This is a genomic window from Sporolactobacillus sp. KGMB 08714 (assembly GCF_036598985.1).
GTDB lineage: Bacteria > Bacillota > Bacilli > Bacillales > Sporolactobacillaceae > Sporolactobacillus.
In genome coordinates this window covers 1-17410 of the sequence record NZ_JAUUBW010000029.1, presented here as the reverse complement: position 1 = coordinate 17410, position 17410 = coordinate 1, and the positions used below count along the sequence as shown (strand labels likewise).

The window sequence follows — 17410 nt, the reverse complement described above, 5'->3', positions numbered from 1 at the left end:
GCTTTAAATGCTTCGATGAAAGGCTGGTGAATGGTATGCCGTTCGGGATCAAATTAACACAGTCGCAGGTCCATAAATATCGCTGCGAAGGACAATGGGGCGACGCTACATTAGCCGATTATTGGCGGATGGCAGTTTTATGTTTCCCGGATAAGGTTGCGGTCAGCGACAGCCACGGTAAATGCTTTACCTATCGGGAAACGGACTGCGCGGCTGATAAAGTCGCTGCTTTCCTTATAAAAACAGGTGTGTGTCCGGGAGATTTTGTCTCCGTTCAGCTGCCGGGCTGGGCTGAGTTTGCCGTTATTTACGCCGCGTGTCTGAAAGTCGGGGCCGTCATCAACCCGATTTTACCCAATTTTCAGCTTCACGAATTGTCCTATATTCTGAACAAGTGTGAATCTAAGGTACTCTTTATGCCCGTCCGATTCAGAAAACAAGACTATCTGTCCAATATTTCGCCATTGAAAACAGATGTTCCGTCTTTAAAAAAGATTGTCGCCGTTGAAAAGGAGAATGAAACGGCCGGTCAGCTGACGCTTTCAAAAATATTGGAACCGTTCGCCCCTGCGGCAGGTTATCGTCTGCGACGTGCCGATGATCTGGCGGCTGTGCTTTTTACTTCGGGGACTGAAGGCTTCCCGAAAGGGGTTATGTTGACACATAATAATATCATTGCCAGCGAAAGAGCGTTCTGTGCAAATTTTCATCTGGATTATCTGGACAAAGTTTTTATGCCGGCGCCGGTCGCTCACGCCATCGGTTTTCATCATGGAGTTACGGCTTCTTTTATGCTTGGAGCGACGTGCCTGCTGGAAGATGTGTATTGCGCCGAAGAAGCTGTGCGGCTCATCACTGAAGAACGCTGCAGCATCGCAATGGCGAGCACACCTGTTGTTTATGATCTGATCCGTTGCCTTCATGAGCAAAAGCGGACACTTCCGTCGCTGCACGTTTTCTTGTGCGGCGGATCAGCCGTTCCGCGTATGCTCCTGCAGCAGGCGCTTACTGTCGGCCTGAGAATCATGAGCATCTATGGTTCGACGGAAAGCGTACCGCACACTGCTTCGAAACCGGACGATCCAGCGGATCTGCTGCTCACGGACGGTTGTGCTCTGCCGGGCATTGAGATTAAAGTTGTTGACAAAAGCCGCAAAGAAGTAGACTGCGGTACAGAAGGCGAGGAGGCGTCGCGCGGGCCGAACGTATTTGTCGGATACCTGAAAGAGCCCGACCTGACTGCCAAAGTGCTTGACGATGACGGCTGGTATTACAGCGGTGATTTATGCAGGCAGGATCCCAGAGGCTACATCCGGATCACCGGAAGAATGAAAGATATCATCATCAGGGGCGGCGAAAATATCAGCAGTGCCGAGGTCGAATGGATACTCATGCAACATCCGAATGTATCCGAAGCAAGCGTTGTCGGCATGCCGGACAAAAGGCTCGGGGAACGATCCTGTGCCTATGTTGTTCTTAAAAATCCGGCAAAAGGGCTGACACTGCCTGAAGTTCAGAAGTTTTTCCGCTGCCTTCATGTGGCTAAATATAAATATCCCGAACGAATAGAAGTAGTCGGACAATTGCCTCACACCGCTTCAATGAAAGTTAAAAAATATATACTAAGAAAAGACATCAGGCGAAAGATGCAGAACTGAATGGATGGATCGTCGAGTGGTTGATTATTGGTATTGTATGGCGTGAGACTGCTGATTCATCTCAAAACCTTATTGGCCGAACGGAGAGAGCAAGATTCGGTATAACTCTGACCGAAACAAAGTGAGATCCAGTATAGCGTATTAAAACATGTAAATGCCCCTAAAATTGGATTTTATCTGATCCAGCTTTAGGGGGTTTTGTATAGCTGAATATTTATTCGGCTGAGACTGACAGAGCAGGGTAAGCTCATATTAACAGCTTTCGCACCGTTACCCATGGCCGTAATGACTGGGATATTTGAGATATTTGAATCCGAAGAATGCATCGTGCTTGATTCTCTTATAGAATGATTGGTGCATCCTAGTCGGCAAAATAGACGGGACCGGATGAGATCTTTTTTCACACAATAAGACAATTGGTTGATTCATTTGATCCTGAGTTAATAGACCGGGAGAAGCGGCCTATGATAAAAAGAGTTTCTGCAAAAAAGGACATTTTAATAAATGGTACGAAGAGAGGGAGGGTATGAAAAAGCGTGCCCATAAAATAGCATCGGTCATCGGTTTTTATCCGTGCCCGTGAACGGTATATATGAAAGACTACAGCGGCAGAAAGACTGTAAAATGGGTTCCTTCATTATATTTGCTTTTTACCGTGATTCTGCCATCGCACAACTCGATAATTTTTTTAACGAGAGGAAGCCCCAAGCCGTTTCCGGATGAACTTCTGGTCGTGTTTCCCTGATAGAATTTGTCGAAAATATGGTGGATGACAGCCTCCGTCATGCCGATCCCGTTATCGGAAATATCCACCCGTATCATTCCTTGATCCTGGATCAGTGAAACATTTACTGTTCCGTCCTGCTTTGAAAATTTGATGGCATTGTCCAGCAGGTTGATCCAAACCTGCATTAACAAATCTTCTTTTCCCAAATAAGTCATATTTATCAGATCGATCTCGAAGTTAATATTCTTTTTACTCCAATTCGGCTCCAGCAGAAGAATGGCCTGGCGTATTTGCTCATCGAGCCGGAATGTTTGTTTATCCATAACCAAACCCTGATTTTCCAGTTTTGAAAGTATCAGAATATTGCCGCATAGAGTAGTCAGCTGCCGTGTACTCTCGAGGATCATTTGTATATATTCGTCCTTGTCTTTATCGGAGAGCGTTTTATCCTGCAGAAGGGTTGCGTACCCCTCGATGGTCGTAATCGGAGTTTTAAATTCGTGAGAAACATTGACGACAAAATCATTTCGCAAGGTTTCAATGCTGGATAATTCATGGACCATGATGTTAAAATTGCGGGTTAATTCATGGATTTCATTAATATGACTGGTTTCATTAAGCTTTATATTAAAATCTCCTTTGGCCACCTGTTTGGCTGCTTTACTGAATTGCGTAATCGGTTTAAGAATTTTTTTCCCGACAAATAGCGAAATGACGGTACCGATGACGATACTCATAAACATTAAGATCGAAATGGGAATTAAGGGCGTTCTGTCGGAAGGATTAAGGTAGCCGAAATGGAGGAGAATAAAGGCGATGATCGTCATGATCATGGCGGTGACCAACATGATTAGAAAAACGACAATAGCAAAATAAAGCCATAATGTTGTATGTGCCTTTTTATTTTTCATATTTTACCGCCTTATAGCCTAATCCTCTGACCGTTTTAATCTGGAAATCTTTGCATGCCTTTAAGTGGTCGCGAAGGCGGTTGATATGAACATCTACCGTTCTTTCATCTGTTTCTGAATCCATACCCCATATTTCCTCCATTAGTTGCTGCCGCGTAAAGATCTTGTTTGGAAAAGATATCAATTTATAAAGCAACCTGAATTCTTTCTGCGGGAGAGAAACAGTCCCGCCATTAAACGAAACTGTCTGGGAATCATAAACGATCCTGGTACTTCCGCACACTATTTCCCGCTCGCTGACGATCTTCGCCCGGCGGAGCAGGGCCTGAACGCGAAGAACCATTTCATTTACATTAATAGGCTTTACCATATAATCGTCAATTCCGCTGAGAAACCCCTTCCGTTTATCTTCGAAGTTTTCTTTTACCGTAATCATCAGGACAGGCAGGTTAAAATCTGCATTGCGCAGCGCCTTTGTCAATTGGTAACCGTCCATCTTGGGCATCATAATATCGGAAATAATTAAATCAATATACTGGCTGTCCAGCATTTTAAGAGCCTGTGCGCCGTCAAAAGCAGCAAAAGTATGATAACCGTGCCGCGAAAGAACCGTGCAGAATAGCTTGTTTAATTTCAAATCATCTTCAACGACAAGGATGTTAAACATGGCTTCACTCCCTATAAAGACTGAGAAAATTATGACACACTTATATTAACTCATTGTAAACGGGTACGGAATCCTGGATACATGGCGGATGGCACCCTGGCCTTCTATGGGAATAAATGCAGAAGCGTCATTCCCGTTATTGGACGGATTAACCGACTCTTTAATCCTTCATGTATAGATTAGGTTTTTTTCGGAGTATCATCCAGTTGATATTCAGTTTATTTTACTGTGTTATATTACTTGGTGACGACTGAATAGAAGGAGTATGTCGATGCTGCAAATAAGGGAAATATCCAAAAGCTATACTACCGGTGATTTTACCCAGATTGCCCTGGATAAAGTGAGCCTGAATTTCAGGGAAAATGAATTTGTCTCCATACTCGGCCAGAGCGGATCGGGTAAAACAACCCTGCTCAATATGATCGGCGGTCTCGATCAATATGACAGCGGCGATCTTATTATCAACGGCAAATCAACAAAAAAGTTTAAGGATCGAGATTGGGATGCCTATCGAAATAACAGTGTAGGATTCATATTTCAAAGCTATAACCTGATTCCGCATTTAAGCCTTTTAGACAATGTGGAAATGAGCATGACATTAAGCGGTGTTTCAAATAGAGAAAAGCGCAGAAGGGCCTTAGATGTCCTGGAAAAGGTCGGCCTTAAGGATCACATCCACAAAAAACCGAATCAATTATCGGGGGGGCAGATGCAGCGGGTCGCCATTGCCAGAGCGCTTTCTAATGATCCGGATATTATTCTGGCGGATGAGCCTACCGGTGCGCTTGACACAGAGACAAGCGAACAGATCATGGAGCTTATAAAGCAGATTTCCAGGAATAAGCTGGTTATTATGGTCACACATAATCCTGATCTGGCTCAAAGATATTCTAATCGAATTATCAGAATTTCTGACGGAAAAGTGATTTCAGATTCCAACCCAATAAATACCGCCGAGGTTTCCGGAAACTATCGGTTGAAAAAAACAAGCATGAGTTTTTTCACGGCCTTAAAATTATCCTGGAAGAATATTTTGACAAAAAAAGGGCGGACTTCCCTGACGGCTTTTGCTTCAAGTATCGGTATTATCGGGATCGCTCTTGTATTGGCTCTGTCAAATGGATTTAATCAGCAAATCAATAGTTTTGAATCCGGTACTCTGTCCAATTATCCGATCACGATAAGCCAGTCATCTGCCAGCATCAGCCAGCCGTCGACTTCTACAAAGAAAAATAGCTCGATTAAATATACGAATAAGCCGGCTGTTTATTCGTATGACTCTTCTAAAAATACAGCTGCCCATACAAATAAAATCACACAAAGTTATGTGGATTATGTCAAAAAAATACAGCCCTCTCTTTTAGATGCCGTCTCCTTCACGCGCAGCGTAAACATGAATCTGCTTAAGAAGAGCGGAAACAAAGCAGTTCCTGTAGATACGGCTAATCTTAATCTCGGTTCCTACCCTGACAAACCTGCCGGCGGCAACTATTTCAGCCAGTATTATCATTTACTTGCAGGAAACCTGCCGAAAGATAAAACGGATCTCGTTATGGTAGTTGATGAATATAACCGTCTCGACACATCGCTGCTTAAAGAACTGGGAATTAATTCTAAAGATGGAGAAAGTATAAGTTTTGATAAAATCATCGGAAAACAATTCAAATTGATCCTGAATAATGAATATTATAAAAAATCAGGGAATACCTATACAGTTAACGGCTCCCCCAATGATCTGTCCAATCTGTATAACAGCGGCCAGGCTATAACCTTAAGAATTTCCGGAATCGTCCGCATTAAAGAGGATACAAAGACTCCTTCACTTTCTTCCGGTGTTTATTATTCTGACCAACTGGCGCAATATTTCATTGGGAACGCATCAAATTCTGAGATTGTCAAAGCACAGAAAGAAGCAGATTATGATGTGCTGACCGGTTCATCTTTTTCCGCTGATTCCGGAAGTCCATCGAGTGCCGGCTCAAGCGGCGGCTTCGGTCCCAATATGAGCAGAAGCACGTCGGCTACGGGAGGAAGCACGAAAGTGTCATTGACGAAAAATGAGGTTCTTGCTTCTCTGGGATCGACGAGTATTCCGACCTCTATTGCTCTCTATCCGAAAGATTTTGATGCCAAGCAGAAGGTAACTGACTATCTTGATAAATGGAATGCCGGCCGCAAAGCGTCAGACAAAATTAACTATCAGGATCTTGCGGCGATGATGACAAAATTATCCGGCAGCATCATGAACGCGATTACCCTGGTGCTTATCGCATTTGCGGCAATATCTCTGATCGTATCCATGATCATGGTCGGGATCATTATCTATATCTCCGTTCTGGAAAGGACAAAAGAAATCGGCGTTCTTCGTGCACTGGGAGCCAGGAAGAGAGACATAACGCGGGTATTTAATGCGGAGACCTTTATAATTGGTACCTGTTCCGGCCTTATGGGTATAGGAATTGCCTATCTTTTGGAAATCCCGGCCAATATCATACTCTATAATTTGACATCCTTGAAAAATGTAGCTCAGCTAAATCCTTTGCATGCCGCGGCTCTCGTTGTCATTAGCATCGTACTGACATTGATCGGCGGATTGATTCCCGCCAAAATGGCAGCCAGAAGAGATCCGGTTGAAGCGCTGCGCAGCGAATGATCCGTGTCATCGGATGCCCTTTGATTTTGGGCGAATGGAAATAAAAGGCTCTGACCCGGGGCCCTTTTAATATACGGCATACGGCCGATCGATCAGATTTAACGCATCACTTCAAGGAGGTAATCATTGAAAGTAACGAGTATAATTGCGGAATCGACGGATGATTAATAGATTAGGGCATCGAAAAGTCACTGTGTCAATTAAGCCGGTTATTCAGATGCTTGAACAACTGCATCAAAAAAACCGGTAAATTTAATTAAATTTTAAGAAACAGGTCCTATTATAAAAGATGAACAAAATGTAACTCTCCCAAAAATAGACCTTTAGGGGTCTGTTTTTGATTTTACGAATTATTTATAGACCCGTTATATTCGGGTAATATTCATTTGATAAGATACAGATGCTTGCTTATAGCATGACTTACCCTGTATCGATTATCCAAAACCCATTTAAGCCTGAAGCAGGGCTTATTTTTTTATCCAGCAGAAAAGATCGTCCATTTTTGTTGCTGGCTGTTTTGAATCGCTTGTCCGGGGACTGGCATCGCTGTAAGTGATCCTGTGAAAATAATTGGAAAGTTCCGTTCCGATTTTTTGAAGAAGAGGATGACAAGAAAGTATATGCACTCGGCAAAAGGAGCAGAGAAGCGATTGTAATCTATGCCCGGTGACGATTAAGAAATACGGAAGATTTGAATAACCGGGAAGGAAAAGTCGTTGCGGAAAATCAAACGATGAACAGGTCATCGGCTTTTAACTAAGCAATTTGCTGAATTCCGCGGGGAGAAAACGTTTAGAAGAGCAGCATCTATGAGCGGGATTCATTTTTGGGCCTTTGGGCCGCGTCCTTCCTGCTAAACCGGGCCTGTTGTTTCTCCTGGTCATCATCATTGACATACCGCGAATGTGAATTATAATTTAGTTAATGATCAGGGCGACAGGGTGACAGACGTTCGGAATATGTCCTGGCGTTATCAGGTAGAAACAGTTGTAAAGATCTGTTTTTTAAATAAATAGCAAAAGTTCTTATCAAGAGTGGCGGAGGGACTGGCCCAATGAAACCCGACAACCAGCACGTTGTGCATGGTGTCAATTCCAGCAGATTCAATTCTGGCAGATAAGAGAACACGGCCAAGGGCTGCTTTTCTGATTCTGCGGAAAGCAGCCTTTTTTGTATGCACGTGATCTCTGTTCAATCCGCAGCGGTGCGATCAAAAAGGTCTGATTAACAAATTGAATGGCAGAAGGGAAAATACGATGAAAGGTATGATTGCATGGCAAAATTAACGGATAGTCAGCTCGAATCGGTACTGATTAAGTACCGTCATCACTTCCATGAGTATCCGGAGTTGGCTGACAATGAATTTAAAACGACTGAGAAGATTAAGGAGATTTTGACCCGTTGGAATATTAAAATCTTATCGACTCATTTGAAAACCGGCGTTTTCGCCGAAATAGGTCTAAAGGACGGCCCCACGCTTGGCCTGCGTGCCGATATTGATGCGTTGCCGATCCAGGAAGAATCCGGCGTTCCATTTCATTCAAAAGTTCCCGGCAAAATGCATGCCTGCGGCCATGATACGCATATTGCTTCATTGCTGGGCGGTGCTTATCTGATTAAGCAGCGGGAAGCAGAACTGCCCGGAAAAGTCCGTCTGCTTTTCCAACCCTCTGAGGAAGCTAATGAAGGTGCTTTGCAGGTGATTAATGACGGTCAGCTTGACGGTGTTGATGCCATCATCGGTTTTCACAATACACCCAATCAACCGATAGGACGTGTCGGATTGAAGCCGGGTATTGCCAGCGGCGCCATTGATAAATTCAAAGTGACGCTGACCGGTATTGGCGCCCACGCTTCCGCACCGCAAAACGGCCGTGATCCGATCGTTGCTTTAGGCGCGGAAATCGGTGCCCTTCAATCGATTATCAGCCGCAATATCAATGCTTTGTCCGGCGGTGTTTTGAGTATTACGCATGTTACCGCCGGAAATACATGGAATATTTTACCGGAAACTGCTTTTTTTGAGGGGACCGTTCGGACCGCGAATAAAGAAGTGCGCGAGACGATAAAAAAACGATTTCCGCAAATAGTCGATGCCACCGCTAAAGCCTATGGAGTGACTGCGGACATTGACTGGTATACCGGTGATCCGTCCGTCGTTAACGATCCCGGACTAACGGCCATTGTCCGGGATGAAACTAGCAAATTTACGGATACATATGAATTAACTCCCGGTTTAGGAAGTGATGACTTTGCCTGTTTCCAGGAGCATGTCCCGGGCGTTTATGTGGATATCGGCAACGGCGGTCATGTCAGTGTCCACAACCCGCGATTTACTGCCGACGACGGTCTCCTGATCTACGGGGCTCGTTTTTTTGAAAGAAATAGTTTCAGATTATTACACGAACTGTCTAACAGCAAATGAATCAATGATCTCCTATCATTGCATCGTCTGACGTCCGCCAGATCGGACAGGTCTGAAAGGTGCGGGCCAGCAGGCCGGATAACCTATCGTTTTTTGAATGAGAAGTTCCAGGGAAAGGCCGGCGTTGCCGGGCCATTGGCACCAAAAATACGGATGATTCGCCGGCGTGTTTGTTACGCTCACGGACACTGGCAAGGGCAAAACGGAAAAAATAAGTTTGAATCAGTTTGGAGCTGGAAAGAGTATGGACATTCGAGAGATGGTTCCCGGGGACTATGAGGGCGCCTATGATTTGTGGTCGAGGGTACCGGGAATGAATTTAAGATCCCTGGATAACAGTTACGAAGGTATTGCCCGGATAATCCGGAAAAATCCGGAGACTTGTTTTGTCGCCGTGGAAAACGGCCGGATCGTCGGCACGATTCTCGGCGGGACGGACGGCCGCAAGGGCTTTATTTACCATACGGCAGTCGATCCCGTCTATCGGGGGAGAAGAATCGGCACTCTTTTAATTGATCGTGTCTGTGAAAATTTTAGAAAAGAGAAGATCACAAAGATCGGACTGTTTGTTGTGCTCGATAATGAAGACGGAAAAAGTTTCTGGAGAAAAAAAGGCTGGAATTTCCGGCCGGATATTGTGTACCTGGATAAGGATCTGTAGAAAGCACGGACCATGAAGACGGATCATTAACAAAAAGCAGAGCAATGAGCAATAAGGCTTTACCGCGCCTGCAGTTGTTTTTCGGGAAAAGCAGCGGGGCAATCGCTCATTCGGTTGTCTCAATTGATTGGCCCGCAAACACCGGATGAATCGATTGTCAAGTTCGGATAAACTTCAGTTCATTATATGGCCGTATCAGCAGAGGGGGCACTTTGGATGCCGGAGGAAAAACCAGAAAGATTCGACACTTTGAAAATACATGCGGGATATGATCCGAAAGAACATAACTATGCCTCATCGGTTCCGATTTACCAGACGGCAGCTTTTGGTTTTGGCGATTCGGACCGGGCAGCACGGCTTGTTAATTTTAAGGAAAAAGGGTTCAGTTATTCCCGGGTAAGCAACCCAACTGTCGCCGTTCTGGAAAAACGGATTGCAGGTCTTGACGGCGGTGCGGATGCAGTCGCCGTAGGTTCCGGAATGGCGGCCGTTTCCTATACCATTCTTAATCTGACTGAAGGCGGCGGCCGGATCGCGGCGGCCGCAAACATTTACGGTGCAAGTTTTGATGAGTTTCGCACGCTTTTTCCCAAATATGGTATTTATTTTGATTTTATTGATGACATCAATGACTGGAATCAGGTTGAATCCGCGATCAAGGAAGATACGAAAGCGATCTTTGTGGAAAGTGTGACCAATCCGGCAACAACTGTGGCGGATATAGCGGCTCTGGCCCAGCTGGCGCACAGGCACGGAATTCCCCTGGTCGTCGATAATACCTTCCCGACGCCCTGCCTTTTTAATCCGATCCGCTACGGCGCGGATCTTGTTGTTTATTCGTCGACTAAGGGGATCAGCGGGCATGGCGAAGTGATTTCCGGCCTGATTGTCGACGCAGGCAACTTTGATTTCGGCAATGGCAGGTTCAAACAGTTTGAAGAAAAAGAATTTATCCTCGGAAATGAGGAGGAACACATGCAGAGAAGCTTTGTCGAAGCTTTCGGCAATAAAGCTTTTGCCGCCCGGCTCCGGCTCAAATATCTCCGTCTGTTCGGCGCCGTGCTCGGTCCGTTTGAGGCTTATCTTGTCCTTCTCGGCATTGAGACTCTGTCGGAGAGACTGGACAAACAAGTTGCCAGCGCCAAAAAGATTGCGGAGTTTCTGACAGCCAATCCACATGTCAGAACCGTTCAGTACTCCGGCCTGCCGGATCATCCGCAGCATGAACTGGTAAAAAAATATTTTCCCAGAGGTGTGGGAGCCATCTTTGCATTTGACATGGACGGAACGGAGGAGCAGACAAAGAAAGTTCTGGATTCGGTAAAAATTTTCAGCTATCTGCCCAATGTCGGCGATGTACGCTCACTGATCGTAAATCCATGCCGGACAACGCATCGTGAGATCCCTTCTGCCTACAGGAGACGGGGCGGGCTGTCCGACACGGTGATCAGGCTCTCGATCGGTCTGGAAGATGCAGATGATCTGATCGCCGATCTCGATCAGGCGATCCGCACGGCATTTGCTTAAAAATGAATGAATTAGGAGGAAAGCCGATGGATCTTGGAAAAATTGTCAGAGGCGGTCCAAGCCGGTATATCTGCTCGAATGATGCGATCACTTACTTGGATGAAATGGCCGCGCCTTTTTCGTCGATACATATTGTTACGGGTAAAAACTCATTTGCGGCTTTTCAAAAGATCTATAAGAAAGAAGTCAGATGGCCGATTCATCGCTACGACGGCACATCCAGTCATGAGGATATGGATCGTCTGACCAATGAAATCGGACAGGCTGATTTAATCATCGGCATCGGCGGCGGCCGTGCTTTGGATACGGCTAAAGGGGTGAATCATCGGCTGCACTCGCAGTATATTTGCATCCCAACCGTACTCGGGACATGCTCGGCTTATACGCCGTTCGCAATTATCTATGATGCACAGCATGTTCACATTGGCCGGGATCATTTTGAGGAATCCGCTTATGCTGTGCTGGTCGATCTGTCCTTACTGATCGATTCGCCGAAAAATTATTATATCTCCGGCATCGGTGATACACTGGCCAAATGGTATGAAGCGGAATCGATTCGAAAGGATGAGACACAGACGGCGGATCCTTTCGTTTCACTGGGACTCGATGCGGCACTGGATACGAAAAAACTGCTGCTTCGTTATGCGGGGGAAGCGGTGGCAAGCCTTGAAGCGCACCGGATCAGTCCGGCTTTCCGCGTTGTTTCCGATGTCATCGTCGGTCTGTCCGGAACAGTCGGCAGTTTCGCCCGTGATTTTGGCCGTGCTTCCGGAGCCCATGCGATTCATAATGCCATGAGCAAGATCCCGGAGACAAACCGCCTGCCGCACGGAGTCAAGGTTGCTTATGGCCTGCTCGTTCTCCTGTTGACCGAGGGCAATGAAGCGGAAGTACGGAAACTCCTGCCTTTCTATAAGCAGATCGGTCTCAGCTATTCGCTCAATCAGTTCGGCATGAACGATGTCAATCAAGCGAAAGAAACCCTGGCACAAGAATGTGTCGGGACAGAAACCGGATTTTATTTTGTGTTTAAGAAGATCAGTGTCGATTTTATCCTGAGTGCGATCAACAAGGTTGAATTGATGGCTGCCGAGACAGATCGGGACGAACAGTCTGTATGCCCGATTGTCGATAAGGCGGGCGGGGCTGACTGAAGCATAGATTCCTGATAGAAGCAGCCAAATCGTGTTGTCTCTTGCATACTGCTATACGACCGGCAGGTGGTGCTTTCTGCCTGTTTAGTGAAATTGAAAACGATGCCAAATGAACTCGCAACCAAATTGTTGGCAAATTTCAACATGAATGACAGCTGAATTATTATTGGCCTCTCCCCCGAAAGCCAAACAGGTACAACGAAAAAACAATGATCATGATCCTGACTTCATCCTTTCTCTTATGTGTCTCCTAAAACGGCATGCACAAAAATCTATTGGCCGGTCTTTTGATGGTATGTACCGGCAATGATCGATGGGCCTCCATCATTCCAACTGCAGGAGGCGCTTAACAGAGACATCACTTTTCTGATTTGATATCTCCAGCGGGTTTTGTTGATTGATCTTTGTGCTTTGTACGTCCTGTGCGGGCACACGGAATAGGGATGATTCACCTTTTGAGAGTTCGCACGCAGCTCTTCGGCTGTTTCCTGTGAACGCAACAATGTTTTCTCTGATCGGGCGAAGCGATGCCGGGAGCCGAATCCGGCAGTCGGAAAAAAAGATCATTTATCCTCAATTCTGAAATCCCAAAATATCATAGTTAAATATGTTGTAATACAAGATTTTCAGATATATACTATAAGATAATGATACAAGAATCTTGGATAAAGAGGAGTGAGATCTATAAAGAATTCATTAACCATCAGAATGAAGGGAAGCGATAAGCGGATTCAGAACGGACTGTTTTTAATTGGTTCTGTTTTTTTAACGATGACATTTTCAGAGATTGCGGTCCAAATAAATCAAATGTACAACACGGCCAGTTACAAGATATCTCATTTTATCGTTCGATCTGAGTTGAAAAAGTTTTGCATTTTTGTGTATTGCAATTTCTGTTAATGACTCGTCAAATTGCCCGATCGCTTTATCTAATGCGTTTGGCTGCTGATCATTGGATAAATGCCTTAAGACACTGTTCTGACAAACAGAGATTCTGAAAGAGCTTAGCGCCTGTCAGCAATTAAAAAGTTACTGCTTGCATTTGTTCAGCAATCTGCATACCAAAATAAATAACCGGGGGTTGAAATAATGAGCCAGGAAGTAGATCTTACCGATCAGCTTCAAGCCAGGCGTGAAAAGCTGAAAGAACTGATCGAAGAAGGGATAAATCCGTTCGGCGGCCGGTACGAGCGCACGCACGATAGTGGAAAAGTTCGTGCATTGTACGGTTCAATAGGAATGGAAGAATTAGAGAAGAAGCACGTACCTGCTGTGATGGCGGGGCGGATAATGACGGTGAGACGGAAGGGAAAGGCCGGTTTCGCCGATATTCAAGATTTCAGCGGCAGGATCCAGCTGTATGTAAGAAAGGACAGCGTCGGCGCAGATCAGTATAAAATCTTCAGCCGGATTGATATCGGCGATTTTGTCGGTGTCGAAGGGACAGTTTTCAAGACGCATGTCGGTGAGCTTTCAATCAAAGTTGCTAAATTCAGCATTCTCTCTAAAGCGATGCGTCCGCTTCCGGATAAGTTTCATGGATTGAAAGATGTGGAAAAGCGCTATCGCCAGCGTTATCTGGATTTGATTGTCAATCCTGAAATCAAAGAAACCTTTGTTCTAAGAAGTAAGATTATAAAATCTATTCGTGACATCCTTGATGGTCTCGGTTATCTCGAAGTTGAAACGCCGACGATGCACCTGATACCCGGCGGTGCTTCCGCCCGCCCGTTTGTTACTCATCACAATGCACTGGGTATCGATTTATACATGCGGATAGCCCTTGAATTGCATCTTAAGCGTCTGATCATTGGCGGCTTCGAAAAGGTTTATGAAATCGGACGCGTTTATCGCAATGAGGGGATTGATACGAAGCATAATCCTGAATTCACCATGCTGGAACTTTATGCGGCTTATGGAGATTTACGGAGCGTCATGGAGCTAACGGAAAATCTGATTTCGGATCTTGCCGAGAGAGTGCTGGGGACAACGAAAATTACCTATGAAGGCCGGCCATTGGAACTTAAACCACGCTGGAAGCGGGTACACATGGTTGATGCGATCAAAGAAGCGACAGGAGTGGATCTGTGGCCGCAGATGTCGGATGAGGAAGCGCGGAAGCTGGCACTGGAGCACGGCATTGAGATCAAGGACGATATGACTTACGGGTATGTCGTTAATGAATTTTTTGAACAAAAGGTTGAGAAGACTCTGATCCAGCCGACGTTCGTTTTCGGACATCCATTGGTGATTTCTCCTCTTGCAAAGAAAGACAGCGCAGATCCCAGATTCAGCGACCGGTTTGAACTGTTTATTGTCGGACGGGAGTATGCCAATGCGTTCAGCGAGTTGAATGATCCGATTGACCAGAGAAAACGCTTTGAGCAGCAGATGGAGGAACGGGCAGCGGGCAATGATGAAGCTCAGATGATTGATGAGGACTTTCTTGAAGCAATGGAGTACGGAATGCCGCCGACCGGCGGACTCGGCATAGGCATTGATCGTCTGGTCATGCTTCTAACAAATTCGGCATCGATTCGCGATGTATTATTATTTCCGCAGATGAGAAAAAGAGAAGATTGAACGATGCTCTATCGGCTGGATGGTGAAATAAAATCTGAAATACGGCTCTGTTTTTCATATATGTGTCAGAGCTCCAGATACATTGAGCAATAAACTGCCCTCTAAAGATTTTGAGGCATGCGATGAAAAGGATCAAAACGATAAAACTGCCTGTCTGCAGAGTGCTTTTCGAAAAATATTGTTTTAAATGCTCTGATGCACCTGCAGCTTGGACAGGGTTGATTATTTGATGTATGATGCCTCAATTTTAATTTACCGGATATTTGTTGTCTGCATGTACCGCCGTTAAAGTCGGCCCTTTTAAGAAGGGCCTATCAGATAGAGACATTGAAAAAGCCCTTTCCTGAATAGGTAAGGGCTTTTTCAATGCCGGCTTTTTCTAAGCTGTCTGATGCTTCCGTATGAATGGCCTGGGATTTTCTTGGCCGCATCCTGTGAGGCAGTCCCGTTTATCCGGGTTCAAAAAATGCGTGAGACAACCGTATTCTTTCATATTTTGAATGTCTCATTGTGTCTGGGATTTCGCTCCGGCCCAGTTCCTGAGTGGTCCCGACATTCTGCAGAAATAATCAGATACCCGGGAGGCCTCTGATCTTTCCATCCTGATTTTTTGAACACTTCTTTATTACGTCTCCAAATGATCCCCATTTAAACAATATTGCTGCACCATTTGTTCAGAGTCTGCATTGTGCCGGACAGCGGCCGGTGGATGACAGGTTCTTTGCCGGCATCTCCGGATTGATTGGTAATGGTTTCGGGGATCACATCCTGTCCCGGTCAGAGTTCCGGAGTGCGGTCTTTTTTCCTGGGAAAATCAGTGAATCGTCCGGGCAGCACATGTGCCGTACAGCCTTTATCGCGGCTGCCGGATTCTTTCAATGACGCCGCGGCACAATTGACGCCAATCTTTAAGAGCCTGATTAACAATCCGATTGGGGGATGACATCAGGCGGCCCCGATAAGAATTTTATCCAACGCTTCTTTTTTAGTACAGAAATCCCCCCTTGTCACTCTCCTTTTTTATATTTCTTAGGAATATACTTTTTGTTTATTATTTTTGTCTGCCTTTCAATTGCCTCAAGTTGTATCAGCATAGATTCAATGGCTTCATCACTTAACGGCCTCCCATAAAAGGCCAGTACGCCTTTATCCTTGCCATTAATTAGATTTTTTTTAAGCTTATTCATGGTTTTCGCAATATCGTCCTCGTCTTTTTCGGTTAGATCGGGATTGTTCGTTCGCTCGAGCAGATAATCTGTTGAAGCATCCAGCACATTTGCTAAATTTTTTAACATTTCATTAGAGGGTGTACTATATCCCGTTTCATAGTTGGATATGGTCGTTTTTTTAATGTTTAATATTTCTGCTAATTGGGCCTGTGTTAATCCATGTTCTTTTCGCAGTTGTTTAATTCTGTCCCCAAGCAAATTGATCATTCCTTATAGTTGGCTTATTTAGTTCAAATATATTGTACTATTTTTTAATTATTTCACACAACATTCAAATATATCATATTTAATTTGTTGTTATACAAGTTTTTTGGATATATACTAGAACTGTAAATACAAGATACTTGGATATCGAGGGGGTGGGTTTATGAGAAATGATAAATTAATTAAAGCGGGGAGGCGAAAAAAGTAGCAGGGAAAAAGCGGTCAAGACTTATATATAACCAAAAATTATCATTATAAATGGAAAGACAAGTTTTCTAATTAGATGATGTTTTTAATTTATGTATACGGATTATGAAATTTTTTTTGAATATAAAGTACAAGAATATCAAACAAAAACTAATCAATTAGTTACACGTAAAAAGTTTCAATAGGATCTTTGTGTAAGCGTATACAATAAAACAATTTCTCATAGGGAGGTTTAAATCGGTAAATGAAACATCTTAAAATTGCCTACGATCCCGAAGCAGAACGCTATTTTTCAACCACGCGGGAGAAGGTCCGGATCGAAGACACGGACTTCACCGACGTCGCCGGCGTCGTGCTGACCGACGGCCGGGCGGCGTTCGTCGATAAAGTCTCCGAGACTCAGTTCGGGATCCCCATCTTTATGATCGTGAAAAACAATTATACCAGCCTCGACAAAGCGACGCTGGAAAAAATCTTCCACCTGATGGACTGCAATCATTATGACGAGAAACTTTACAGCCGGCAGATCGAGGCGGCTGCGGAGGAATATGAAGAGAATGTTTTGCCGCCCTTTTTTAAAAACTTAAGCAAGTATTTCGATCAGGGGAATCTTCAATTTGACACTCCGGGGCACCACGGAGGCCAGTTTTTCCGAAAGCATCCGGCCGGACGCTATTTCTATGACTTTTACGGAGAAAACGTTTTCCGCTCGGACATCAGCAGTTCAGATGTAAAGCTCGGCGATCTGCTGATTCACGAGGGGCCGGCCTATCAGGCGGAGCGGCACGCGGCGAAAGTCTACAA

General features: G+C 45.0%; 11 protein-coding genes and 1 riboswitch. Of the genes, 8 read left to right on the top strand and 3 right to left on the bottom strand.

The features are described from left to right. Window positions 1–35 precede the first annotated feature (35 nt). Window positions 36–1658: a medium-chain fatty-acid--CoA ligase gene (fadK, locus tag Q6A92_RS13255; protein WP_332238391.1), complete on the top strand. Its 1623-nt coding sequence runs from the start codon at window positions 36–38 to the stop codon at window positions 1656–1658. A gap of 600 nt (window positions 1659–2258) precedes the next feature. Here fadK and Q6A92_RS13250 read toward each other — a convergent pair. Both Q6A92_RS13250 and Q6A92_RS13245 read right to left on the bottom strand, forming a co-directional pair. Next, window positions 2259–3296, bottom strand: a complete 1038-nt coding sequence (locus tag Q6A92_RS13250; RefSeq protein ID WP_274397289.1) for a HAMP domain-containing sensor histidine kinase — start codon at window positions 3294–3296, stop codon at window positions 2259–2261. After that, window positions 3286–3963 (bottom strand): response regulator transcription factor, encoded by a 678-nt coding sequence (locus Q6A92_RS13245; RefSeq protein WP_274397288.1) that lies wholly within the window; start codon window positions 3961–3963, stop codon window positions 3286–3288. Before Q6A92_RS13245 ends, Q6A92_RS13250 begins: the two co-directional genes overlap by 11 nt. A 271-nt stretch (window positions 3964–4234) precedes the next feature. Between Q6A92_RS13245 and Q6A92_RS13240 the strand changes: the two genes are divergently transcribed. The 6 genes from Q6A92_RS13240 to lysS all read left to right on the top strand — a co-directional run bounded on the left by Q6A92_RS13240 (window position 4235) and on the right by lysS (window position 14966). Further along, complete coding sequence (locus Q6A92_RS13240) at window positions 4235–6616, top strand: ABC transporter ATP-binding protein/permease (protein WP_332238390.1); 2382 nt, start codon at window positions 4235–4237, stop codon at window positions 6614–6616. A gap of 1022 nt (window positions 6617–7638) precedes the next feature. Beyond that, window positions 7639–7739: riboswitch (SAM riboswitch) on the top strand. A gap of 150 nt (window positions 7740–7889) precedes the next feature. Further along, complete coding sequence (locus Q6A92_RS13235; protein ID WP_332238389.1) at window positions 7890–9041, top strand: amidohydrolase; 1152 nt, start codon at window positions 7890–7892, stop codon at window positions 9039–9041. Window positions 9042–9285: 244 nt separating this feature from the next. After that, window positions 9286–9702 (top strand): GNAT family N-acetyltransferase, encoded by a 417-nt coding sequence (locus tag Q6A92_RS13230; protein WP_274397285.1) that lies wholly within the window; start codon window positions 9286–9288, stop codon window positions 9700–9702. Window positions 9703–9918: 216 nt separating this feature from the next. Next, a complete protein-coding gene (locus Q6A92_RS13225) occupies window positions 9919–11229 on the top strand; it encodes an O-acetylhomoserine aminocarboxypropyltransferase/cysteine synthase family protein (protein WP_332238388.1) in 1311 nt (436 codons plus the stop codon). Window positions 11230–11255: 26 nt separating this feature from the next. Beyond that, window positions 11256–12383, top strand: a complete 1128-nt coding sequence (locus Q6A92_RS13220) for an iron-containing alcohol dehydrogenase family protein (RefSeq protein ID WP_332238387.1) — start codon at window positions 11256–11258, stop codon at window positions 12381–12383. A 1089-nt stretch (window positions 12384–13472) separates the two neighbouring features. Continuing rightward, complete coding sequence (gene lysS / locus Q6A92_RS13215; protein WP_332238386.1) at window positions 13473–14966, top strand: lysine--tRNA ligase; 1494 nt, start codon at window positions 13473–13475, stop codon at window positions 14964–14966. 1007 nt (window positions 14967–15973) lie between these two features. On the opposite strand, the gene Q6A92_RS13210 is transcribed toward lysS, so the two are convergent. After that, complete coding sequence (locus Q6A92_RS13210) at window positions 15974–16393, bottom strand: helix-turn-helix domain-containing protein (RefSeq protein ID WP_274397281.1); 420 nt, start codon at window positions 16391–16393, stop codon at window positions 15974–15976. Between the two features lie 457 nt (window positions 16394–16850). On the opposite strand from Q6A92_RS13210, the gene Q6A92_RS13205 reads away from it, so the two are divergent. Beyond that, on the top strand, window positions 16851–17410 hold a 560-nt coding region (locus Q6A92_RS13205; protein WP_332238384.1), incomplete at its 3' end, for an Orn/Lys/Arg decarboxylase N-terminal domain-containing protein.

What these genes read in the sequence shown, in the direction of transcription:
- fadK (WP_332238391.1), top strand. Translation starts at nt 36, where the DNA reads ATGCCGTTCGGGATCAAATTAACACAGTCGCAGGTCCATAAATATCGC.
- Q6A92_RS13250 (WP_274397289.1), bottom strand. Translation starts at nt 3,296, where the DNA reads ATGAAAAATAAAAAGGCACATACAACATTATGGCTTTATTTTGCTATT.
- Q6A92_RS13245 (WP_274397288.1), bottom strand. Translation starts at nt 3,963, where the DNA reads ATGTTTAACATCCTTGTCGTTGAAGATGATTTGAAATTAAACAAGCTA.
- Q6A92_RS13240 (WP_332238390.1), top strand. Translation starts at nt 4,235, where the DNA reads ATGCTGCAAATAAGGGAAATATCCAAAAGCTATACTACCGGTGATTTT.
- Q6A92_RS13235 (WP_332238389.1), top strand. Translation starts at nt 7,890, where the DNA reads ATGGCAAAATTAACGGATAGTCAGCTCGAATCGGTACTGATTAAGTAC.
- Q6A92_RS13230 (WP_274397285.1), top strand. Translation starts at nt 9,286, where the DNA reads ATGGACATTCGAGAGATGGTTCCCGGGGACTATGAGGGCGCCTATGAT.
- Q6A92_RS13225 (WP_332238388.1), top strand. Translation starts at nt 9,919, where the DNA reads ATGCCGGAGGAAAAACCAGAAAGATTCGACACTTTGAAAATACATGCG.
- Q6A92_RS13220 (WP_332238387.1), top strand. Translation starts at nt 11,256, where the DNA reads ATGGATCTTGGAAAAATTGTCAGAGGCGGTCCAAGCCGGTATATCTGC.
- lysS (WP_332238386.1), top strand. Translation starts at nt 13,473, where the DNA reads ATGAGCCAGGAAGTAGATCTTACCGATCAGCTTCAAGCCAGGCGTGAA.